This window comes from Bacteroides sp. 11BF, assembly GCF_019633765.1.
In the GTDB taxonomy this organism is placed as follows: Bacteria; Bacteroidota; Bacteroidia; order Bacteroidales; family Bacteroidaceae; genus Bacteroides; species Bacteroides hominis.
In genome coordinates this window covers 94,774-117,338 of record NZ_JAFKPJ010000013.1, presented here as the reverse complement: position 1 = coordinate 117,338, position 22,565 = coordinate 94,774, and the positions used below count along the sequence as shown (strand labels likewise).

The 22,565-nt window shown below is 42.3% G+C and carries 22 protein-coding genes and 1 pseudogene; 8 read left to right on the top strand and 15 right to left on the bottom strand.

The genetic code is table 11. From position 1 onward, the window contains the following. Positions 1–34 precede the first annotated feature (34 nt). Positions 35–1,084, top strand: a complete 1,050-nt coding sequence (locus JZY04_RS14595; RefSeq protein ID WP_122142690.1) for a DUF2027 domain-containing protein — start codon at positions 35–37, stop codon at positions 1,082–1,084. Positions 1,085–1,195: 111 nt separating this feature from the next. After that, a complete protein-coding gene (locus tag JZY04_RS14590; RefSeq protein WP_044301437.1) occupies positions 1,196–1,420 on the top strand; it encodes a hypothetical protein in 225 nt (74 codons plus the stop codon). A gap of 304 nt (positions 1,421–1,724) precedes the next feature. On the opposite strand, the pseudogene JZY04_RS14585 reads toward JZY04_RS14590, so the two are convergent. The 11 genes and pseudogenes from JZY04_RS14585 to hemW all read right to left on the bottom strand — a co-directional run. Continuing rightward, a pseudogene (locus JZY04_RS14585) lies at positions 1,725–1,931 on the bottom strand (hypothetical protein); the annotation flags it as partial. A 456-nt stretch (positions 1,932–2,387) separates the two neighbouring features. Continuing rightward, on the bottom strand, positions 2,388–2,951 hold the full coding sequence (locus JZY04_RS14580; protein ID WP_122142689.1) for a DUF2007 domain-containing protein: 564 nt from the start codon (positions 2,949–2,951) through the stop codon (positions 2,388–2,390). Between the two features lie 1,088 nt (positions 2,952–4,039). Then, positions 4,040–4,393 (bottom strand): hypothetical protein, encoded by a 354-nt coding sequence (locus JZY04_RS14575; protein WP_122142688.1) that lies wholly within the window; start codon positions 4,391–4,393, stop codon positions 4,040–4,042. Positions 4,394–4,658: 265 nt separating this feature from the next. Beyond that, a complete protein-coding gene (locus JZY04_RS14570) occupies positions 4,659–5,261 on the bottom strand; it encodes a lysine exporter LysO family protein (RefSeq protein WP_122142687.1) in 603 nt (200 codons plus the stop codon). Beyond that, on the bottom strand, positions 5,258–5,545 hold the full coding sequence (locus JZY04_RS14565; RefSeq protein ID WP_005808502.1) for a LysO family transporter: 288 nt from the start codon (positions 5,543–5,545) through the stop codon (positions 5,258–5,260). The genes JZY04_RS14570 and JZY04_RS14565 overlap by 4 nt, the downstream gene beginning before the upstream one ends. A gap of 37 nt (positions 5,546–5,582) precedes the next feature. Then, a complete protein-coding gene (locus tag JZY04_RS14560) occupies positions 5,583–6,617 on the bottom strand; it encodes a DUF4249 domain-containing protein (protein WP_122142686.1) in 1,035 nt (344 codons plus the stop codon). Positions 6,618–6,623: 6 nt separating this feature from the next. Then, a complete protein-coding gene (locus JZY04_RS14555; protein ID WP_122142685.1) occupies positions 6,624–9,302 on the bottom strand; it encodes a TonB-dependent receptor in 2,679 nt (892 codons plus the stop codon). A gap of 2 nt (positions 9,303–9,304) precedes the next feature. Continuing rightward, positions 9,305–10,183, bottom strand: a complete 879-nt coding sequence (locus JZY04_RS14550; RefSeq protein ID WP_220575456.1) for a FecR family protein — start codon at positions 10,181–10,183, stop codon at positions 9,305–9,307. Positions 10,184–10,194: 11 nt separating this feature from the next. Then, positions 10,195–10,632: a hypothetical protein gene (locus tag JZY04_RS14545; RefSeq protein ID WP_122142683.1), complete on the bottom strand. Its 438-nt coding sequence runs from the start codon at positions 10,630–10,632 to the stop codon at positions 10,195–10,197. Positions 10,633–10,756: 124 nt separating this feature from the next. Then, positions 10,757–11,314, bottom strand: coding sequence for an RNA polymerase sigma-70 factor (locus tag JZY04_RS14540; protein WP_005808492.1), 558 nt, complete (start codon positions 11,312–11,314; stop codon positions 10,757–10,759). 12 nt (positions 11,315–11,326) lie between these two features. Further along, a complete protein-coding gene (hemW, locus tag JZY04_RS14535) occupies positions 11,327–12,460 on the bottom strand; it encodes a radical SAM family heme chaperone HemW (protein ID WP_122142682.1) in 1,134 nt (377 codons plus the stop codon). Positions 12,461–13,295: 835 nt separating this feature from the next. On the opposite strand from hemW, the gene JZY04_RS14530 reads away from it, so the two are divergent. From JZY04_RS14530 to JZY04_RS14520, 3 genes are all read left to right on the top strand, one after another. Continuing rightward, complete coding sequence (locus tag JZY04_RS14530) at positions 13,296–15,452, top strand: translation factor GTPase family protein (protein ID WP_005781460.1); 2,157 nt, start codon at positions 13,296–13,298, stop codon at positions 15,450–15,452. Between the two features lie 389 nt (positions 15,453–15,841). Next, entirely contained in the window at positions 15,842–17,401 is a 1,560-nt protein-coding gene (locus tag JZY04_RS14525; protein WP_122142681.1) for a sensor histidine kinase KdpD, read from the top strand. A 1-nt stretch (position 17,402) separates the two neighbouring features. Further along, positions 17,403–18,104 (top strand): response regulator transcription factor, encoded by a 702-nt coding sequence (locus JZY04_RS14520; RefSeq protein WP_005781457.1) that lies wholly within the window; start codon positions 17,403–17,405, stop codon positions 18,102–18,104. A 75-nt stretch (positions 18,105–18,179) separates the two neighbouring features. Here JZY04_RS14520 and JZY04_RS14515 read toward each other — a convergent pair whose 3' ends face one another. Then, a complete protein-coding gene (locus JZY04_RS14515; protein ID WP_005781456.1) occupies positions 18,180–18,356 on the bottom strand; it encodes a hypothetical protein in 177 nt (58 codons plus the stop codon). Between the two features lie 138 nt (positions 18,357–18,494). Next, positions 18,495–18,941, bottom strand: a complete 447-nt coding sequence (locus JZY04_RS14510) for a MarR family winged helix-turn-helix transcriptional regulator (protein WP_005781455.1) — start codon at positions 18,939–18,941, stop codon at positions 18,495–18,497. Between the two features lie 161 nt (positions 18,942–19,102). Here JZY04_RS14510 and rpsF point away from each other — a divergent pair, with 161 nt between their 5' ends. From rpsF to rplI, 3 genes are read left to right on the top strand one after another with little or no spacing between them, the layout of a single operon-like run. Beyond that, complete coding sequence (gene rpsF, locus JZY04_RS14505) at positions 19,103–19,447, top strand: 30S ribosomal protein S6 (protein ID WP_005781453.1); 345 nt, start codon at positions 19,103–19,105, stop codon at positions 19,445–19,447. 2 nt (positions 19,448–19,449) lie between these two features. Beyond that, on the top strand, positions 19,450–19,722 hold the full coding sequence (gene rpsR / locus JZY04_RS14500) for a 30S ribosomal protein S18 (protein WP_005781450.1): 273 nt from the start codon (positions 19,450–19,452) through the stop codon (positions 19,720–19,722). An 11-nt stretch (positions 19,723–19,733) separates the two neighbouring features. Then, a complete protein-coding gene (gene rplI, locus JZY04_RS14495; protein WP_005781448.1) occupies positions 19,734–20,177 on the top strand; it encodes a 50S ribosomal protein L9 in 444 nt (147 codons plus the stop codon). Between the two features lie 235 nt (positions 20,178–20,412). Here rplI and JZY04_RS14490 read toward each other — a convergent pair whose 3' ends face one another. Together JZY04_RS14490 and JZY04_RS14485 are read right to left on the bottom strand one after the other, a co-directional pair. Further along, positions 20,413–20,628: a hypothetical protein gene (locus tag JZY04_RS14490; protein ID WP_005808476.1), complete on the bottom strand. Its 216-nt coding sequence runs from the start codon at positions 20,626–20,628 to the stop codon at positions 20,413–20,415. A 158-nt stretch (positions 20,629–20,786) separates the two neighbouring features. After that, on the bottom strand, positions 20,787–22,460 hold the full coding sequence (locus JZY04_RS14485) for a long-chain fatty acid--CoA ligase (protein ID WP_005808472.1): 1,674 nt from the start codon (positions 22,458–22,460) through the stop codon (positions 20,787–20,789). Positions 22,461–22,565: the final 105 nt, after the last annotated feature.

Genomic DNA, 22,565 nt, shown 5'->3' with positions numbered 1-22,565 from the left:
TGTAGATTGTAAATGGTAAATTGTAAACAGAACGATGAAAATAGGTGATAAAGTGCGCTTCCTCAGTGAGGTGGGCGGAGGAATCGTAAAGGGATTCCGGGGAAAAGATATTGTATTGGTGGAAGATGCTGATGGATTTGATATCCCGATGCAGATTCGTGAGTGTGTGGTGATCGATACGGATGATTATAATATGACCCGGAAGGCTGCTCCTGCGCCAAAGAAACCCGAAGAACCCGTCAAACCGGTAAAGCCTGAGATTCCGGTAGTTCGTCCGGCCGAAGTGCGGGGTGGCGATGTTTTAAATGTTTTTCTGGCTTATGTGCCCGAAGATGTGAAAGCTATCAGCAGTACTCCATTCGAGGCCTATCTGGTGAATGACAGCAATTATTATTTGTATTATACGTATCAGAGTGCCGAAGGAAAGGCTTGGAAAACCCGTTCGCATGGACTGGTGGAACCCAATACGAAGCTTTTGCTGGAAGAGTTTACTAAAGATATGCTGAATGAAATGGAGCATGTAGCCGTTCAGTTCATTGCTTTTAAAGATGGACGGACAGCGCCTTTGAAGCCTGCGGTTTGTGTGGAGCTGCGTATCGATACGGTGAAGTTCTATAAACTGCATACATTCCGTGAGTCGGACTTCTTTGAACAGCCGGCTTTGGTTTATGATATTGTGAAAGACGATGTTCCTACCCGTCAGGTATTTGTTTCGGCTGAGGAACTGCAGTCTGTATTGATCCAAAAGAAGGAAGTGGATAAGCCTAAGTCACAACCGATTATGAAACGTGGCGGAAAGAATGAAATTCTTGAGATAGACTTGCACATCAACGAATTGCTGGATGACACACGTGGCATGGGGAATGCCGAGATACTGAATTACCAGTTGGATAAATTCCGTGAAGTGATGGAGAAGTACAAAGCCAAACGTGAACAAAAAATAGTTTTCATTCATGGTAAAGGTGACGGAGTGCTTCGTAAAGCATTGATTAATGAATTAAAGCGAAAATATAGTAATTGCCGCTATCAGGATGCTTCTTTCCAGGAATATGGTTTTGGAGCGACTATGGTGACCATTAAATGATACTTCTATGCCTGTTTTTGAAATAGATAATCTTTAAAATTATACATCGATGTATTATACATTGATGTATAATTTGTATCTTTAGTTCTATGATAAAGAAGGAAACAGCTTATGAAATCACCTTTTCAGTATGGTACACTGGTCGATAAAGAGAATTTCGTCAACCGGGTAGAAGAACGCAAACAACTGAAAGAGTGGTTAGGTTCGGGAAGTGCACAAACCATCACCCGCAACAAACGCATGCTGACCGAACGTGATTTTATTGAGAAGGAGGGGGAACTGTATGTGTTTTCTGATCCTGTATTCGAACTTTGGTTTAAGAGGGAGTATTGTTGAGCTGAATTGTAAGGGGAAAACCGGCTGTTTAACAATGTTAACGTCAATTTTCGTTCATTTTATTCTTGTGTGCAAATAACAAGCCTTTTGCATTTAAAACACTTGTTATTTGCATCCAAAGAATAAACTTTAACTCTGTGTTAAAACAAAGCTTTTACTGACAGATGTTTTGAACTTTGAATAGTTTGTATTTCAGTTTGTTAAGTCTGATTTTTACTTCTTAGCCTCACTAAAGGTTTCTGCAGGTTAGAGCCGATATACTTGCTTTTTTGTCAACTATACACAGGGGACTTGCCCTATCCGTTTATTTCCTTTTTGCCTTATTCAGTGCCGCTATCAGATACCTTCCTTTTGCCCCTATGCCACTCCAGTAAGTGTTGGCAATCAGTCGCCGCACCGTGGTTCCCTTTCTTCCATAGTCCGACAGCCTGAGAATGGCATTTACTTCGCTCACTTCGTTAATCCCCAATCTTTTTAGTGTATCTGTCAGTCCCGAATAATTGTGTGTCATCATGGCTTCACTTTGTGATGCCGGTCTTTTTTTCCGTTTCATACGTATATTTTTTAAGTTGATAAAATGTTATCGTCACGAAGATAGGGACGTTTCATGTAAGGCGGATTATGATAATTCATTGTGCGTATTTTTGTGGATGACGGCTTTGTGCGGTTTGTCTTTTCCCACTTTTTCCCAAATGTTGCTGATATAGACTGATATTGAACTGATGGATAATGGTTTAAATACTCCGTTTTAAATATTCCGAATTAGTCTTTTTTCATTGATGTAGTGTGCGAGTGAAGCCTGGCATGTATTGATATTTTGTGTATCTGCATCCTCTGTGTAGGATTTTTATATATAAGTCAGAATTTTAAACCTCATAATAAAAAACATTTATTATGTAAGACAATCTCTTTTTATTAACTTGATTCTGTTGGAATAAAACAATAGAATCGATTATGGACAATAAAGTCAATAATGCCTAAATCTATTGCCGCATTTTTTACACTTGTAATTAACATTATAATGATTAATAATTGGCATTAAAATAAAACCTAGCACAACCATCATTAAAGCAATTTTATTTATTAAGGAAGACCTGAGTCCAAAATCTTCAGGCAAAGCAATATAAATACCAGGAGTAAGTATAAGAAACAGGCAAAGGAAAATTAAATAAGTAATATATTTGTGATTACCAATAATGGGTTTTACATTCTCACTTCCACATTTTGGACAAAATGTACTGGTGGTATTAAAATCTTTAAGAATAGGGGAAACTATAGATAAAGCCTTTTCATAATCCTTAGCAAATACATATATAGCAATACCAGTTACGGCACCATATGCACCAGCCCTAGGATTCTGATTCTCGTCATGCTGTCGTAGCGCAATATTATGTTCGTTGAGCAAGTTCACAATTTTGTAAGCGCGAATACTATTTTCGCACTTTAATAATAATTTTTCATCCATGTTTCTATTAGTAACATTCTCATGTAAACTAATTTTGTTCAATTGTTTAAATTCTAACTGTGCCATTGTTCATATTATATTTAAAGATTGAAGGAACATTTTTCTAATATAGTCAAAATAAATTTTATTGTAAGTATATACTAATGTGTTTTGCGTAATTTAACAAATTGTCTAATTTACGAGAAAATCAGATTGCAAAAAGAATATTGATTTTTATAACTCATATTCCAATTATTACTTAGATTTTGTTTTAAAATATAGTATATTCTATAAATAAAATTTAAAGTTGTAGAAAAGGACTAATACTCGTTCTGATTTTAGCAAAACGATCTTTCTATATACCGTTTTTATCTATTGTCTTTTTCATGGTAAGATGAATCTCCTCTACCAACAGGAAAGGCGGATCAATAAGTTTGAGAATGGGCTTTTCTTTATTGTTATGCTTCTTGTATTTTTTTGTATTACACCTCTTCGAGTTCCATCTTTACTAGGAAGAAATTTCTTCTGCAGCAAACAGGAATTATTAATTAGATTAAACTGAGGATTTTTCTCGCTCTTTCTGAGCTAATAAAAGAATTACTCCAATGGTGTAGCCTTATTAGGAAGTACATCACTTACCAATAGTGTAACAGTATCAATGCAACACCGTAGCTATGAGAGGATATTATGAAACCTTCCAATTCACTCATAATCAAATTATTGAAAATTGTTTGATTTTTTGTGTCTTTAGGTATCTCGTGCGACAAGAAGTCGTATAAGTAATTATTCAGCTTGCTGAGTGGAATATATATTGTTTTTATGCGCAAATATTTTCACTTGCATCTTTTACCTAAAAGATAATTATTATAAATATAATAATTTTAGTTATGGCCGTTATTAATTCTTTGGTAGTTAGAGGATACGTTTCTCCTCGTTCTTTTTGTGATAGCGTTGTCGAAACAGAAAACTTGATTCTATGATAAATCTGGTGCTAAACAATATAATTGCTACATAAGACTTTACTTTTCAAGAAATATTTTTTCGTCTTCCGGAAAACCAAAAACATCAGTGCTAACCATCTTCGCGGCTGTCGGTGATTGGTATAAAAATAAAAGACCGGTGTCAGTTCATTCGACGACACCGGTCTTTTATCCTTTTATTCATCAATCAAGTTTCTACTTTACTTCGATGCCCTTGTTCTTCAAAGTCATATTCAGTATTGTAGTATACTTCGTGTACTGAGCATCCGTCAACGTTTTTTTCATCAACTTCAGATTTCCGTAGACAGCGTTACGAACCAGGGTGTCTTTATTCTTTTTTGACGTAGTGGCTCTTCCCATCTGCTCGTCAAAGTAGTTACAAATGTTGGCTACTTCTTCTGTCTGTACAGAAGATAAATTCAGGTATTTACCCAATTTATTCACATTGATGTTACCTTCCCATTTTGCAACTGTAGGTTGATTTTCTGCTGCAAATGTGGTGGCAGCAAGGCAGAGTGCTGCTACTAATGTTAATCCTAATCTTTTCATAATACCTACTTTTTTAATTGTTATTCCTGAAAACTAATCTTTGTCCTTATCCTTATCATAAGGACCCCTAATACCTATTAAAAACAATTGTTAAGCTCTTAGCTTTTTCTTTTTACCTATGCAAATATACAAATATGTTGTTCAACATAAAAGGGGTAGGGAAGGGAAGTAGGCAATAAGGTGTCATTTCTTGATGTATATCAAGAAAGAAGTGTGAAAAAGATAACCTTATTGCGAAAATTGAAATAGTTTTGTAATAAGATGCCTATATGGAACAGAATAGTGTCACCAGAAACGGCACGCTAAAGTCCACAATGAAACCATGAAAGATAGAGACTATGACGAATTCCTGCCCTGAACAACGGGTGATAATGGGAAGAGTCGTATCCATAGTGGTAGCTCCTCCGACTGAAATGGGGGCCAGTTTTCCGAAGAACTTTACCAATAAAGGAGCACAAAGCAAGGCGATGATTTCGCGCATGATATTTGAGAGCAGTGCGATGGTTCCCAGTTCGGCTCCCTTGTATTCGGTGATGAAAATGCTTGAGAGTGAATAATACCCGAATCCGGAACCCACTGCCATGCAATCGGCCGGTGAGCGATGCGATAGAAAGAGACTGACTACGGCACATCCTGCCAGTGTGCCCAGAATGGTCATTACGGGCAGGAAGAATAAGCGCGGATTCAGTGACCGGAAACTTTTCAATGTTTGCGGATCATTGCCTATACTGATACCGACACAAAACATCAGCCCGCATAAAGCATAAAAACTGAGTTTGCTTTGGCTGAAATCATATGGAATCAGATGAAAAAGTCCGCACAGGGTGCCGACGATAAAAAAAGAGACGATAATAAGGCTGCCTTTCATGGCTTCACCTCCTTTTTCTGATAACGTGCATAAAGCAGATACCATAGTCCCCATGCAGCCAGTGTGCTTCCGGCTACGGCTGCTGTGGTGATGATGAAGGCTTCCAGCCCGATGGCGTGCAGTCCTTTCACGATGGCTTCGTTGCCTCCTACGTCGATGCCGAGGAGGAAGAGCAACAGCCATATTAATAATGTGATGACTTTATGTATCCATGTGAGTCTTTTGCTCCGTAACAGGTAGCCAAGCAGCATACCTGTAAGCATGATTCCGATTATTATAAACATATAAATGTGCTTTTAGGGCACAAAGATAGTGGTTTCTTTATAAATCCGGTACCATTGGGGGAACTGCGTGGTTTTTAACCGTCAGCATGTAGTTGGTTTCTGCGCTGAATCCAACCATTCCGGTACCGCCGTTCACATTGCTGGGGAAAGCAATGGGCTCACTTAAGGTATTGTCATAGGCATCTGAGTCGAGCAGGTTCAGTGCCCTCAGATAATAATATTCTTTTTCGGTGATGCTGAGTATGCGGATATAGACATCTGTTTTTATCCATGTATATTCACTTCCCCAGAATCCCCATCCGTAAATATCGTTATAGACAGTCATTGTATAACTTCCGTCCGCGAAACGTGAGTCGTCAAATACGGCATACTTGTTAGTGACACTGCCGAACAGGCCGTTTTCGTCATCTTCTTCCGTACTCGGCTTGCCGTCGGTCAATACCACATCTTCGTTTGTCTGCAACTTAAAACTTTTCGACATGGCCGATTCCCAGTTAATCTGGTCACCCTGTTGCCAATAGTATTTCCAGTATTTCCGCTGTTCCACAATGATCCGATAGAAATTCTTCTCCCCCGGACGGTCGTTTATTTGGATTTGATAACGGAGATGTCTTCTCGGCGGAGTCCCGTAACCATAGTTACTTGGTATTCTCATGATAGAGACTGTATCTACCTTTTCTATCTTCCCGATAGGTTGGGGGACGGTGACTTCCGCCCATGCATGATATGCACCGTCATCTGTCATGGCGTCTATGCGGACTACATCGCCCGGACGGAAAGTACTGTTGATATAAAAACGTCCTTTATCGCTGCTGTACGGATCGGGGCGCAGCGTTTCGCTGAGAGAACCGTTAATGCGTACTTCCACAGTGGCTCCGTCAATTTGTCCGATTTGGTTTCTGCCGGTAAAGTTCAGGAACAGTTCGTTGTAAGTGCTATCGGCGTTGATGATGGCGTTCATCACCAACTTAGGCGGATTCTCCTTCAGGTCGAAAGGGAGATCGTGGTTGCAGGCTGTGGCAGATATAATAACCAGCAGGAACAGGAGTATGTCGGGAATGGATCGTTTCATAAATACTTAGAATTTATATGTATAACTGAATGAAGGAATACAGGGCAACAAAGTGAATTTCCGGATGACCGGTATGCGGTTGCCTTGTGCTTGTTCGCCTTGAGTATATTCAGTCTTTTTGTAGGTGCGGTATACCAAGGTAGGGTTCATGGCATTGTATACATTATATATACTGACGTTCCAGATACGCATGCCATGCCGTGTTTTCTTGCTGAAATTAACACCTACATTGAGCCGGTGCGTGGCGGGAAGGCGATAGTTGTTGCGGTGCTTGACATAATCTCCTTCTTGTATCGATGAATTGTTATCGCCCGGACGGATGATAGCTGTCAGTTCAGTGGGGATTGTGGTTGTACCTCCGGTGGTAAATATCCATGAGGCACTTACGTCGATTCGTTCGTTGAACCGGTGGTTGAGGGTCAGGTCTATATTGTGCCTCCGGTCATATTTATATGGAAAGCGTGCCCCATTGTTTATCCCTCCTTTGGCAAACTTACGGTCACTCTTGGCCAATGTATATGCCAGCCATCCGGTTGTCTTCCCTATGGTTCTCTGTGCCATGAATTCTATACCCATGGAGCGTCCGCGTCCCATCTCCACTTTGTCTTCCCATCCGGTGGAAGAGCCGAGGAAACTGACTCCGTCTTTGTATTCAAGCACATTTTTCATTCCTTTATAGTAGCTTTCCACCGAGAATTCCCATCCGTCGATTCCTGTGTAATAGCCACCCAACGATACCTGATGCGCCTGCATCGGTTTGATTTTATTGGTCACCGGCACCCACAGGTCGGTGGGCATGGCGAACGGCATGGATGAAATCAAGTGTACATACTGGCTCATTTTGGTGTAAGAAGCTTTGATTACGATGTCCTTGTTGAGCTGATAGCGTGCGGAGATGCGGGGTTGTATGGAGAAGTAGTTCTTCTTTTGCACTTGGAAAGTCGAGAAGTGCAGGCCCAGATTCATACGCAGGCGACTGCTTAGATTGAAGTTATCTTCAAGGTAGGCAGATGCTTCGTGGGCAAGGATTTCGCTGTTAGAGGCGGTATAATACGTCGTATCCCGCTCGATGGTTTCTCCGGTCTTGTCGAATATCTTTGAGGTGGATACTTCCGGACGGAAACTATGGTGCAGGTATTGCATTCCGAACTTGACATGGTGTGCGGGGATAGGATTATAGTCAAAATCTATCTGAGCACTCCAGTCCCGGATTCCCGATTTATAGTCGGCTTTATAGCGGTTCCAGGTTATTTGGTTGTTTGTATGTATCTCGTTCTTGGTGAACGTGCTGACGTCAAACTTATAGTTATTGAAAGCGACTGTGGTATTGCTGAACAGTTTGTTGTTAAAGATGTAGTTCCAGCGTCCCGAAACGATGGTATTTCCCCAGTTCATCTTTCCGCCATCCCTGTACTTGTCTTCGTCACCGTAGTAAGTGTCGTCATACTTTGTCATGAAATGGTCTTTGCCATTGTATGCACTGAGGAAGAGGCGGCTCCGGTCGGAGAATTTATGGTTGATTTTGGCATTGATGTCATAAAAGTAATAACTGTACTTTTCTTCTTTCGGCATGAAGGGTTTGGCCAGCAGGTCGATGTAGGAGCGGCGGGCAGAAATGTTGAAAGAAGTCCGGTCCTTGATGATCGGCCCTTCGAAATTGAGTTTGCTGGTCAGGAGTCCTATACTGACTACGCCATGATAGTTCTTCATGTCGCCATCATTGGTGCGTACGTCAATTACGGAGGAGAGGCGTCCGCCGAAGCGGGCGGGGAAAGAACTTTTGAAGAGGGTTACTTTCTTTACGGCTTCGGGAGTGAAGACAGAGAAGAATCCTAATAAATGGTCTACGTTGTACACCGGTACACCGTCCAGCAAGATCAGGTTCTGGTCGGGGCCGCCGCCACGTACATACAATCCGGCAGATCCTTCCATTCCGGCCTGTACGCCCGGCATCAACTGGATGGCTTTCATTACATCTGCTTCTCCCAGTATGCTGGGAGTGTTTTTTATTTGTGTCATCGGTATCTCGCTGGCACCCATTTGAGTGGCCATGATCCCCGATTCGGTCTTGTCCGACACGACGACCACTTCTTGCAGCATGTTGCTGTCTTTCATCCGGATGTTCAGCAGGGTGTCACGGGTCAGGGTCAGTACGTGTTGCTGGCTGGTGTAACCCAAATAGGAGAAGCTCAACTGAGCTTCTCCTTCTGGCAGCGTAATGCTGTAGAAACCGTAAGGATTGGTGGTGGTTCCTTGATGATGACGACTCTCAAGAATATTGGCACCAATCAGCGTTTCGGCAGACGCCCCGTCGGTTACGTATCCACTGATAGTAAACCTGCGGCTTACGGGTTTGGGAGGTATTTTTTGTAACAGGATGTGCTTTCCTGTTATTTTATAGCTTATCGGTTCGTTGGCAAACAACTGGTTCAGAACTTCTCCGAGAGGTTTCTTCTGTACGTTGAGGCTGACTTTATGGTCGAGTTTCACCTCTTCACCGTAGATGAAAGAGAAACCGGTGGCTTGTTCTATATGCCGGATAATCTCTGAGAGGCTGGTGTTTGGCAGCTTGAGGGTGATCCTGGGCTCCGGTGTCTGCGCGTTGATAGTCGAAAAGAATATGGAAACCACACACATCAGAATGTAACTTCTGATGTGGTGGAAATCCGGATTGGATTTTCTCATGTTTAGTTAAGTTTAGTAGTAATCGTTATTTCTTCATTGTTGTGTGAATAGTTGAATTTACCGACTGTATGCAGCAGATCGAGAATCTGATCGAGTCCTTCTCCGTCGGAGAATCGTGCCGTAATCCGGTAGTTCTGCAATGCTTTGTCTGCTATGGAGATGTTTACACCAAACGTGTTGGACAACTGTCGGGCGATCTCCTGCAGGGGAAGGTTGGTGAAGACTAATTCGCCATTCCGCCAAGCTATCTCTTCAGCAGCGCGATCTGAAACTTCAAGGGTCATGCTCTTTTTCACCTTATTATATATAGCACTTTCGTTTGGCTTCAGAACCATGCGCACAGAATTGGCTTTATTGCTCACCATCACGGAACCTTCGAGTAGGGTGGTTTTCACTTCCGGATCGTCCGGATAGGACTCTACGTTGAAGTGAGTTCCCAGTACCTCTACATTGACCGACTCTGTCTGTACGATGAAAGGGTGTTCCCGATTCTTCGTCACTTCGAAATACGCTTCTCCTTTCAAGTCCACTTCCCTGTGTTTCCCCTTGAATTTCTTGGGATAGGTGAGAGAAGAGAAATGGTTCAGTGTCACTTCCGTTCCATCGGGTAACTTTATAGTCCGTGTGTCGGCCAGTGTAGAAACGGTTTGCAAGGCGGCAGGTTTCAGATAGCAATAAGTGCTCCATCCGATGTAGCAGAACAAAGCGATGGCGGCTACTGCCGAGAAAATGCGTATAGAGAAAAGCCGGTGTGCCGGACGTGGCAATCGCTTCTCTAATATCTGATAGCTTGCCGCTGCCGAGAATCTTCCTCTGGGCGAGCGGGTGGAGGCTATGAGTTTCTCCAATAATCGGTTAAGTTCCTGGTCGGTATACTTCATTTTTTATTTCGTTATTTTTTCACCAGCCGGATAGACATTTGGGTCGTTTCCGACTTTCCGTTCTGAGGCCGGCAGATAAGCTGAATGTATTCATTCGTTCCCACTTTCTGGGGATAGACCAGAATAGTGGCTTTGGCCGATTTACTGCCTCCCTTGATGGTGACTTTATTATCTTTAATCTTAAAAAACTGTGCCGAAGAACTTCCGGGTTTCGTCGGACGTGAGGGTGATTCGATGAAGACAATCCGGTCTTCTTTCGTTTTATCAACCGCAATGATCTTTACCTGGAATTCGGCTTCCGCAGTATTCTTTTGGTAAGAGAAGTCCTGCGCTTTCTTTTCGAATCCCAGATATTCCTTGGGATAGGAGTTGTTGCCGTTTTCGCATGCAGTGAAACACAGTGCCATCGTAAACAATGCAAAGGTTGTAGGTCTTAATAACTTCTTCATAAGCTAAGTCTTTGTGTTTTGATTAAAATGAATTTCACTGATAAAGACAGAGCGTTCGAAGGATCTCCCTATCGGGAATATGCAAATAAAAGTTAAACCTTGTCCATCGTTTCCGGTCGGTGGTTCATTGTTTATCGTTCATCGTCAATATCGCTTCTTTCAGTCGGATTGTTGCTTTCTGGAGTTGGGCGTCTACGGTCTTTGTGCTGATGCCCAATTCTTCGGCCACCTGTGCATAGCTTTGTTTTTCTTCGCGGACGCGGATGAACACTTCTCTGCAACGTTCGGGCAGGCGGTCGAGCGCCTTCACATAGATGGCGAATAGCTCTTCACTGATCATTGATTCCTCGGGCGAATCGCTTTGTGCTTCCGGTTCCGGCAATACTTCGGTGGATACGGTTGTGCGCCTGTTTTCTTTTTCCAGATAGTTGAGTGAGGCGTTTTTCACCAGTATGAAGCAATAGTCCTCAATGCTTTTGACTTCGGGCAACGAACTGCGTTGTTCCCAGAGTTTCAAGAATACATCAAGTACGATCTCCTGCGACCATTCTTCCCGCTTTACGTAATAGTAGGCAATGCGGTAAAGCCGGTCGTACGTCATATCGTAGAAGGATCGGAACGCCGTTTGCGAGTCCAGCTCCTTCATTCGTCTTAATAGTTTTCGAACCTCTGATTCGGTCATGACTTTATAATTTTAGTTGTCCACCCGGAGAAGATCGCTCATGATGCTGTCGGAAATAAAAATTCCTTCTCGGGTGAGGCGCAGAGCACCTTCGTGTATTTCTAATTTGCCGTTTTCTAAAGAAGGACGTGCCATCTTGAGGCAGTATTGTTCCAGTTCGGTTCCATAATCGTTGCGGAGGCGTTCGAGTGAAATTCCCCATTGAGTGCGGACGGAGGTAATGACAAATTCATTGTACCGGGTAGTTAAATCCCGTTCTTCCCGTTCAAAGTCCCGTTTGCCGCTTTCGATGCCTGCTATGTATTTCTCTATCGACGAACAGTTCCATTCGCGTGTTGCTCCGTCGAAAGAGTGTGCCGACGGACCACAACCGAGGTAACTGGCCCCTTGCCAGTACGAAGTGTTATGGCGTGAATACATTCCCGGCTTGCAAAAGTTGGATATTTCGTAGTGCTCATATCCTGCTTCCTGCAGCCGGTCTATCAATAAGGTGAAGAACCGGACACTGCTGTCCTCGTCCACTTCTTCAACCTGGTGTTTTTGCAACATTCTATAAATAGGAGTACCTTCTTCATAAATCAGGTGGTAGGCCGAAACATGCTCCACATTGAGGGCAACGGCTTGTTGCAGGTCCTTTTCCCAACGCTCTGCTGTCTCACCGGGAAGTCCGTAAATCAAGTCGATGCTGATGTTGCGGAACCCGTAGGTACGGCATAATTCTACTGCACGAATGGCTTGAGTGGCATTGTGGCGTCGCTTCAATAACGTAAGCGTGGCATCATCAAAAGTCTGGATACCCATACTGATGCGGTTGAATGGCAAGCGGGAGAGCATTTGCACATATTCCGGACAGAGGTCATCCGGATTGGCTTCAAGCGTTATTTCATGGCAATTTTCCATTCCGTATACACGCCGGACGGTGTCGAACACTTTCCGGAAGTCCTCTTCATCAAGTTGCGAAGGAGTACCTCCACCAAAGTAGAGCGTTTCTATGGGCTCTCCTTTCAGGTAAGTATATCTCATTTCCAGCTCCTTGCAGAGGGCTTTGATGTAGTGTCCTTTCCGTTCGCTTCGCGTGGTGGAGTAAAAATCGCAATAAATACAGCGTGTCTTACAGAAGGGGACATGTATGTATATGCCTGCCATGATAGTCTGAGTTATTTTTGCGTTTTAAATTGCAAAAGTAAGGTTTTCGTTTTAGTAAACAACTTTGCAGGGCATATATTCTTTCTTATTTAACGGGAGGAAAGTTCCTTTTTAACCATTTGACAATCTGATTATCCGATGATCTCAGAATGCTTTCGTTTCGTGCCGCTCTGAAGGTTGGAGAAAAAAACGCCTGCATTTGCCGGTAGGATTTTCCCATGTGTCACAGATCTGTGATATCTGTTCTCCAATAGATAGCTGTGCGGCGGAATCCTGCCCTTTTTCTTCTATTTCCCTCTTCTTTCGGTGATTCTGTTATATATAGTTTGACTGGCTTTACAGAACAACCGGAGGAGAAAGAGGCATTCATACGGCCTTTTTGTTATAACAATATATGTAATGTGGCAAAACATGAGGAGATTTTCGGAAATGAAGTAAGCATTTCCGGAAAGTGCTTACTTCTTTGGGTCCGAATACTTACTTCTTTTTCCGGAAATACACCGTCTTTGTGCTGAAAAACCGCCGTCTTTTGCCTCAAATACTCCCGTTTTGCGCCGAAAACTCTGTTACTGAATCCTATTTCATTCAGTTTGGCAGAAGGTAGTGTAAGCAGATGTGAGGTGGATAATGCTTTTTAATAGATAATAAAGGAAAAGACTTTCATTCTGACAAACGGTTTATTCTCTTCCTGTTTGTATCAACATGTTACATAACATTGTTTAGTAACACTGTCAGTTTTATTGCTTTTCATTTGATTAATGCCTAATTTGCGCCTCAGTAAAAAAAGGGTATGCGAAAAACACATACTGAATCATTCATTTAAATCTTATATATCATGAAAGTATATCAGACTAACGAAATTAAGAACATTGCCCTTCTTGGCAATGACGGCTCAGGAAAAACCACTCTCACAGAAGCGTTGCTCTATGAGAGTGGTATTATAAAACGTCGCGGCAGGATTACTGCCAAGAATACCGTAAGCGATTACTTTCCGGTGGAACAGGAATATGGATATTCCGTCTTTTCAACTATTTTTCATGTGGAATGGAATGGAAAGAAACTGAACATCATAGACTGTCCGGGCAGCGATGACTTTGTAGGTGCTGCCATGACGGCACTCAACGTAACCGATACAGCTATTTTGCTGCTGAACGGACAATATGGACCGGAAGTGGGAACACAAAATCATTTCCGCTATACCGAAAAACTGGGTAAACCGGTAATCTTCCTGGTGAATCAACTCGATAACGAGAAGTGCGATTATGATATGGTGCTTGAACAACTGAAGTCCATTTACGGACCGAAAGTGGTTCCCGTCCAGTATCCTTTGGCTACAGGCCCGAATTTCAACTCACTGATCGACGTGCTGCTGATGAAGAAATACTCTTGGGGACCCGAAGGTGGAGCACCCACTATTGAAGAGATCCCGGCCGAAGAGATGGACAAGGCTATGGAAATGCACAAAGCCCTGGTAGAAGCCGCTGCTGAGAATGATGAAGGCTTGATGGAAAAATTCTTCGAACAGGATTCACTGACAGAAGACGAAATGCGTGAAGGTATCCGCAAAGGATTAGCTGCACGTGGCATGTTCCCCGTATTCTGTGTATGTGCAGGCAAAGATATGGGTGTACGTCGTCTGATGGAGTTCCTGGGTAATGTAGTGCCCGGTGTATCCGAAATGCCGAAAGTGCACAATACCCGTGGTGAAGTGGTGGAACCCGATCCCGATGGGCCTACTTCACTCTATTTTTTCAAAACAGGTGTGGAGCCGCATATTGGCGACGTTCAATACTTCAAGGTGATGAGCGGAAAAGTGCACGAAGGAGATGACTTTACGAATGCCGACCGCGGTTCGAAAGAACGTGTGGCACAGATTTATGCTTGTGCCGGTGCCAACCGTATCAAAGTAGAAGAGATGGTGGCCGGTGATATCGGCTGTACCGTGAAGCTGAAAGATGTTCATACCGGAAACACGCTAAATGGTAAAGGTGCCGAAAACCGGTTTAATTTTATTAAATATCCGAATTCTAAATATTCACGCGCCATCAAACCGGTGAACGAAGCCGATACAGAGAAGATGATGGTTATCTTGAACCGTATGCGCGAGGAAGATCCGACTTGGGTCATCGAACAATCGAAAGAGTTGAAACAGACCATCGTACATGGTCAGGGTGAATTCCACCTCCGTACTTTAAAGTGGCGTCTGGAGAATAATGAAAAACTTCAGGTGAAATTCGAGGAACCGAAGATTCCTTATCGTGAGACCATCACTAAGGCGGCCCGTGCCGACTATCGTCATAAAAAACAATCGGGTGGTGCCGGACAGTTTGGTGAAGTACACTTGATCGTAGAACCATATTATGAAGGAATGCCGGTGCCCGATACATATAAGTTCGGTGGACAGGAATTTAAGATTAATGTGAAAGGTACCGAAGAAGTTCCATTGGAATGGGGCGGAAAATTGGTATTTGTTAACAGTATTGTCGGTGGTTCTATCGATGCCCGCTTCCTGCCTGCTATCCTTAAAGGTATCATGTCCCGTATGGAGCAGGGACCTCTCACCGGTTCGTACGCCCGCGATGTACGTGTCATCGTATATGACGGAAAGATGCACCCGGTAGATTCTAATGAAATCTCGTTCATGCTGGCCGGACGCAATGCTTTCAGCGAAGCATTTAAGAATGCGGGACCGAAGATTCTCGAACCTATTTATGATGTAGAAGTCTTTGTGCCTTCCGATAAGATGGGTGATGTGATGGGAGATCTCCAGGGACGTCGTGCCATGATCATGGGCATGAGCAGCGAAAACGGTTATGAAAAGCTGGTCGCTAAAGTGCCTTTAAAAGAGATGGCTTCTTATTCGACAGCGCTCAGCTCGCTTACCGGAGGTCGTGCTTCGTTCATTATGAAATTTGCAAGTTACGAACTTGTTCCGAGTGATGTACAGGATAAATTAATAAAAGACTTCGAATCCAAGCAAACAGAAGAATAATGTGGTTACAGCCTGCCGGACTACGGGCTGCAAATGGCTGAACTGCTGAGTTATAAAGCTACGAGGAGTGTACAATGTATGTGCAACTGCTCGTAGCTTTGTTCTTTTAAGGCATTCTGCTTGTGGTTGTAGCTGCCGTTACATGCCATTGACAGTTCGTCGGTCGTCTCTTGAAACCTGCTTACTCATTAACAATGATTAAAGAAAGTAGATTTTCTGAAGAGAAATCTTTAATTTTTTATTAAATTTGCAAACCAAAGGCATATACGTTTTGTTATAGTGGTCAGAATACGACCTAAAAAACGTCTTTCGGTTAATTATAGAGAACATCCTGTTAAAACAGGTTAAGCTGTTAGGAGTGTTAATTAGGGAGTGTTAATTTTGTTGCTATGAAAAAGTCAACAATCTGGATATTAGGCATTATTATGGGTCTTTCCTTTCTGAGTTTGCTCTATTTACAAGTGAGCTACATCGAAGAAATGGTGAAGATGCGTAAAGAACAATTTAATACATCCGTGCGAAATGCTTTGTTTCAGGTTTCAAAGGATGTGGAGTATGATGAAACGCAACGTTGGCTGTTAGAAGACATTACTGAAGCGGAACGTAGAGCACTGGCTCAGTCTTCTTCTACTACCGAACAGAAAAATGGTTTGATTCAGCAATCGGAGCGTTATAGGTTCAAGTCACCGGACGGAACCCTGTATTCGGAGTTTGAACTAAAGATGATTACCACCGAGCCGTCGAAGGTGCCCAAAGCCATGATTTCGGAGAGACATGGCCGGAATACCATTCCGCAGACATCGCGAAGCTTGACCGACGCTATTAAAAATAGGTATATGTATCAGCGTTTCCTGCTCGACGATGTAGCTTTGCGGATGATTTACAAAGCAAGCGATAAGTCGATTGGCGAACGGGTGAACTTTAAGAAGCTGGATAATTATCTGAAGTCTAACTTTATTAATAATGGTATAGAGCTGCTATATCATTTTTCGGTAATCGATAAAGATGGACGTGAGGTATATCGCTGTTCGGATTACGAAGAGGGAGGAAGTGAGGATTCTTATACCCAACCTCTGTTCCAAAATGATCCGCCTGCGAAGATGAGTATTGTGAAGGTGCACTTTCCGGGAAAGAAAGATTATATCTTCGACTCGGTTAGTTTTATGATCCCTTCGATGATATTCACTTTTGTACTGTTGATTACATTCATCTTCACTATCTACATCGTCTTCCGCCAGAAGAAGCTGACAGAAATGAAGAATGACTTTATCAACAATATGACACACGAGTTCAAGACACCGATATCTACCATCTCGCTTGCCGCGCAGATGCTGAAAGATCCCGCAGTCGGGAAATCACCGCAGATGTTCCAGCATATATCGGGAGTCATTAATGATGAAACGAAGCGGTTGAGATTCCAGGTGGAGAAAGTTCTTCAGATGTCTATGTTCGACAGACAGAAAGCAACACTGAAGATGAAAGAACTCGATGCCAATGAGTTGATTTCCGGGGTTATCAATACGTTCGCTCTGAAGGTGGAACGCTATAATGGTAAGATTACATCGAACCTTGAGGCTACCAATCCTGTTATATTTGCGGACGAAATGCATATCACCAATGTGATATTCAACCTGATGGATAACGCGGTGAAATACAAGAAGCCCGAAGAAGACCTGGTGCTCGACGTGAGAACTTGGAACGAACCCGGTAAACTGATGATTTCGATACAGGACAACGGTATTGGTATTAAAAAAGAAAACCTGAAGAAGGTGTTTGATAAGTTCTATCGCGTGCATACAGGTAATCTGCACGATGTAAAAGGTTTCGGTCTGGGACTGGCTTATGTGAAAAAAATTATTCAGGATCATAAGGGAACCATCCGGGCGGAGAGTGAACTGAATGTAGGAACTAAATTTATTATTGCATTACCTTTATTAAAAAATGATTGATATGGACGAGAAACTGCGTATTTTATTATGCGAGGATGATGAAAATCTTGGCATGCTTTTAAGAGAATATTTACAGGCGAAAGGTTACTCTGCTGAGTTGTATCCTGATGGAGAAGCCGGATTTAAGGCTTTCCTGAAGAATAAATATGACTTGTGCGTGTTCGACGTGATGATGCCTAAGAAAGATGGTTTCACGCTGGCACAGGAGGTTCGTGCGGCCAACGCTGAAATTCCGATTATCTTCCTGACTGCAAAGACACTCAAGGAGGATATTCTGGAAGGATTTAAGATTGGTGCGGATGATTACATCACCAAACCTTTCAGTATGGAAGAACTTACTTTCAGAATTGAAGCGATCCTGAGACGTGTTCGTGGAAAGAAGAACAAAGAAAGCAATATCTATAAGATCGGTAAGTTTACGTTTGATACACAAAAGCAGATTCTGGCTATCGGTGACAAACAAACTAAGCTGACTACCAAGGAATCGGAATTGCTGGGATTGTTGTGTGCACATGCCAACGAGATTTTGCAGCGTGACTTTGCTTTGAAGACTATCTGGATTGATGATAACTATTTCAATGCCCGTAGTATGGACGTATATATCACCAAACTGCGTAAGCACCTGAAAGATGATGATTCGATTGAGATTATCAACATCCACGGAAAAGGTTACAAGTTGATTACCCCCGAACCGGAATCATAATGGAGAGGGGGATATACAGAAATAAAAAAGCCGGAAAACATTCGTTTTCCGGCTTTTTTATTTCTGTTGAAAATATTAATCCGCAATTCTTTTATTGATCGCAATGTAAGAAATGAGTCCGAGTACCACCAATACTATCGAGCCTCCCAAGATAGCGTTGTTGTTCACGTCTCCGGTCAGAGAACAAACAATCAGAATGATTATTCCGACTAAGATTAATATCAATCCTAAATTCTTTAATAAGCCTTTCATGTGTGTGTATTTTAATAGATTATTATATTCCAGTCACAAATTAACGCATAATTCTTTAACGAGCGAAATTATTTTCGCAAAAAAACCATTAATTAGCCATAAATAGTTGATTTGGTTGCTTTCACTTCTCCGTATTGATTAATCTTTGGTATTGAAAAATATCTTTCTCAATACTTCCTGGCTTACGCTTAATTCTTCGACTGTGATGCCGTGCAACGCCTCTTTCAGTGTTCGGTTGGCTATAACACGGGCTTTTTCTTCCAGTTCTTTTCCTGTTTTGGTCAGGTGGATCAGATTGGTACGACGGTCCTTTTTGTCGGAGATACGGACAACCAGATGCTGGCGTTCCATATTGTCGATTAAGCGGGTCATACTCGGTTTATCTTTAAAAGTTGCATTGCACAACTCTTGTTGGGTCACTCCGTCTTTTTCCCAGAGAAAAATAAGAACCGTCCATTGTTCCGGACTGATCTCCAGACCGTTCTGTCTGAAGTTACGGTATAGCTTACGGTTGATGGCGGCAGAAACTTTGCCATTCAGGATAGCAAAGATTAGTCTGATATCAAAATTAAATTGTTCGATCATGAAATTATTGTTTAAGCAACTTTGCAAAGATAAATGTCTTCTTCGACAAATCCTATCCCATGGCATAAAAAAAGATTAAATGTTTGCAGTTCAAAATAAAATGCCTACCTTTGCACCGCATTTTTAAAATCAAATAATTTATTTATTTAATTAAAACGAGTATGAATCAATACGAAACCGTTTTCATTTTAACTCCCGTTTTGTCTGATGTTCAGATGAAGGAAGCGGTAGAAAAATTCAAAGGCATTCTTCAGGCTGAAGGTGCTGAGATTATCAATGAAGAAAACTGGGGACTGAAGAAACTGGCTTATCCAATCCAGAAGAAGTCTACAGGATTCTATCAGCTGATTGAGTTCAATGCAGAACCTACTGTTATTGACAAGTTGGAATTAAATTTCCGTCGTGATGAACGCGTAATCCGTTTCCTGACTTTCAGAATGGATAAATACGCTGCAGAATATGCTGCAAAGAGAAGAAGTGTTAAATCAAACAAAAAGGAGGATTAATCATGGCACAACAAGTTCAATCAGAAATCAGATATTTAACTCCGCCTTCAGTAGACGTTAAGAAGAAAAAATACTGCCGTTTCAAAAAGAGTGGTATTAGGTATATCGACTACAAAGATCCTGAATTCTTGAAGAAATTCTTGAATGAGCAGGGTAAGATCCTTCCGCGCCGTATCACCGGTACTTCTTTGAAGTTCCAGCGTCGTATTGCGCAGGCTGTGAAGAGAGCACGTCACCTGGCGTTACTTCCATTTGTAACTGACATGATGAAATAAGGAGGAAAAGTATGGAAATTATATTGAAAGAAGACGTAGTAAACTTGGGTTATAAGAATGACATCGTAACTGTTAAGTCTGGTTATGGTCGTAATTACTTGATCCCCACCGGAAAAGCTGTTATTGCTTCTCCTTCTGCAAAGAAAATGTTGGCTGAAGAACTGAAACAGCGTGCTCACAAACTTGAGAAAATCAAGAAAGATGCTGAAGCACTGGCTGCTAAGTTGGAAGGTGTATCTTTGACTATCGCTACAAAGGTTAGTTCAACCGGTACTATCTTCGGTTCTGTTGGTAACATCCAGATCGCTGAGGAATTGGCTAAGTTGGGTCACGAAATCGACAGAAAGATCATCGTTGTAAAGGACGCTGTAAAAGAAGTTGGTTCTTATAAAGCTATCGTTAAACTGCACAAAGAAGTTTCTGTAGAAATTCCTTTTGAAGTAGTAGCTGAATAAGCCTATCATATGACATTGAGAAGGGACATTCCAAAACGGGATGTCCTTTTTTTTGAGAGATTATTGGGAAAGTGTCTTTGTTTATAAATAAAGAGATACCCGGCAGAGGTGCTCAGTGTTGAAGAAGGGGAGATGTGGAGGAAACGACTTCCGTAATGGAAAGGTACGGATATAAAAAAAGTCTGTACGTGCTTTTGCACGGCAGACTTTCAATTCTCTCTAATGTTGTTCGAGATTATTCAGCTACAACTGCTTCAGTTGCAGTAGAGTCAGTTGCTGTAGTATCAGCTACCTGAGCTGCTGCTTCAGCTGCAGCTGCTTCAACTGCTGCGATAGAGTCAGCGATACGGATAGAATCTGCAGTTGCTTTTTCAGCGTCAGCTGCTTTGTTACCACAAGATGCGAATGATACTGCTGCGATAGCTACGAACATCAAAACTAATTTTTTCATTTTCTTTGCTTTTTAAATCTGTAATACAATCAATTGCTTATTAAAACGATGCAAAGGTATGTACTTTTTGCATATGTTGTACTCCTAAACCCAACTTTTTTTTATTTTTTTTTTAGAAGAATGTTTCATTATGTTTTTTTGTATGTTTTAAAACATATCTAATCTTCTGCTATACTGTTATATAGATAGCGTTTGATACTTCTTTTCGGAGTCTTCTCAAACTCAGTGGGGTAGAGTTGAATCTGGCTTACTTTTTCGTAGGCTGCCACGCTATTATTCAAATTCTTCAGGTTTTCGTCCATAATCGTTTTCAGGTTATCTTCGTGGTTGAGTCCTAAAGAATCCAGCGCTTCATAATCGGCATATACCAAGGCAACCAGTTTCTTGTTTCGTTCTATGATAAGACTTTCGAGAATGAAAGGCAGATTATTAAGTTTAGCCTCAATTTCTTCGGGAAAGATGTTCTGTCCGCTCGAACTGAGTATCATCGTCTTCAGGCGGCCACGGATGAAAATATTACCTTCATCGTCCATAGTGCCTAAGTCCCCGGTGCGCAACCAACCGTCTTTAGTGAAAACTTCGCGGGTGGCTTCCGGATTTTTATAATATCCCGTCATTACGTTTTCTCCACGCACTTGTATTTCTCCGGTACCGGCTTCCGGATTCTCCTTATAAATACGGGCTTCCATGATATCGAGTATTTTACCTGATGAGGAAGGGACGAATTTATCCCAGGGAGCATAACTGATGAGCGGCCCACATTCCGTCATGCCGTAGCCAATGGTGAAAGGGAACTTGATTTTATGGAAAAACTCTTCTACTTCCGGGTTCATAGCGGCTCCGCCGATAATAATTTCCTTGAAGCGTCCTCCAAGGGCATCAATCAGCTTCTTGCGAATCTGTCCGTATATCTGGCTGTCGAGAAGAGGGATGCTCAACGCCCATTTCATGCCTTTCTTGCTGATGATGGGTTGGATTACATTTTTATAGATCTTCTCGATGACAAGCGGTACTGTGATAATCAGGTTGGGTTTGACCTCTTCGAAAGCTTTCATTATGATTTTTGGGGAGGGAACTTTGCCAAGCAGAGTTACGTGCGTGCCAACTGCCGTAGCGGTCAGAAAGTCGAAAGCACATCCGTAAGCATGGGCAAGTGGGAGGAAAGAGAGCACTTTATCACCTTTTTTTAGCAATTCCGTTCGGATACCGAAAGTCACATTACCGGCCAGGTTGTTGCCGGTCAGCATTACCCCTTTACTGAATCCGGTAGTGCCGGAGGTATAATTCAGTAACATAACCTTGTCGTTGGACAAGGTGGTGTAAAGGACATCTTCTTTTTGGAATCCTTTCGGGTAAGTTTCTTCCATGCACTGATTGATATGTTTCAGGAATTTCTGAACCGTTTCGCCGTCGCGTTGGTGCAGGCAACGGAAGTCTGTCAGTGAAAAGACGGCACGAATGCCGGTCAGTCGTTCTTCTTCCAAAGTTTCCCAGATGGTGTCGCTGGTGAAAAGGAAGACAGATTCAGAATGATTTACGATATGGTGTACATCATTCGGATTGAAGTCTTGCAAGATAGGTACTACGATGGCCCCGTAGGTAATGGTCGCCATGTAGGCGATGCACCAACGGGCATTATTTTTTCCGATGACTGCGATTTTATCTCCCCGGCGCAAACTACAGTGCTTGAAAAGCAAATGAAGTTTGGCTATTTCTTCGGCTACTTCACCGTAAGTATAACTTTCCGGTTCACCATAATTGGTGTAGCAGGGCAAATCCCAGTTTTCACGGAAACTATTTTCGTAGAGTTTTATAAAGTTTTCTTTTATCATTGCACGTTTTTTGAAGATTTGTGCAAAAGTAGGTATAAACTTTCAGAATAGAAAACCTCTAACTCCTTTTAACTCCTTCTGCATCTTTACTCCTAATAATAATGT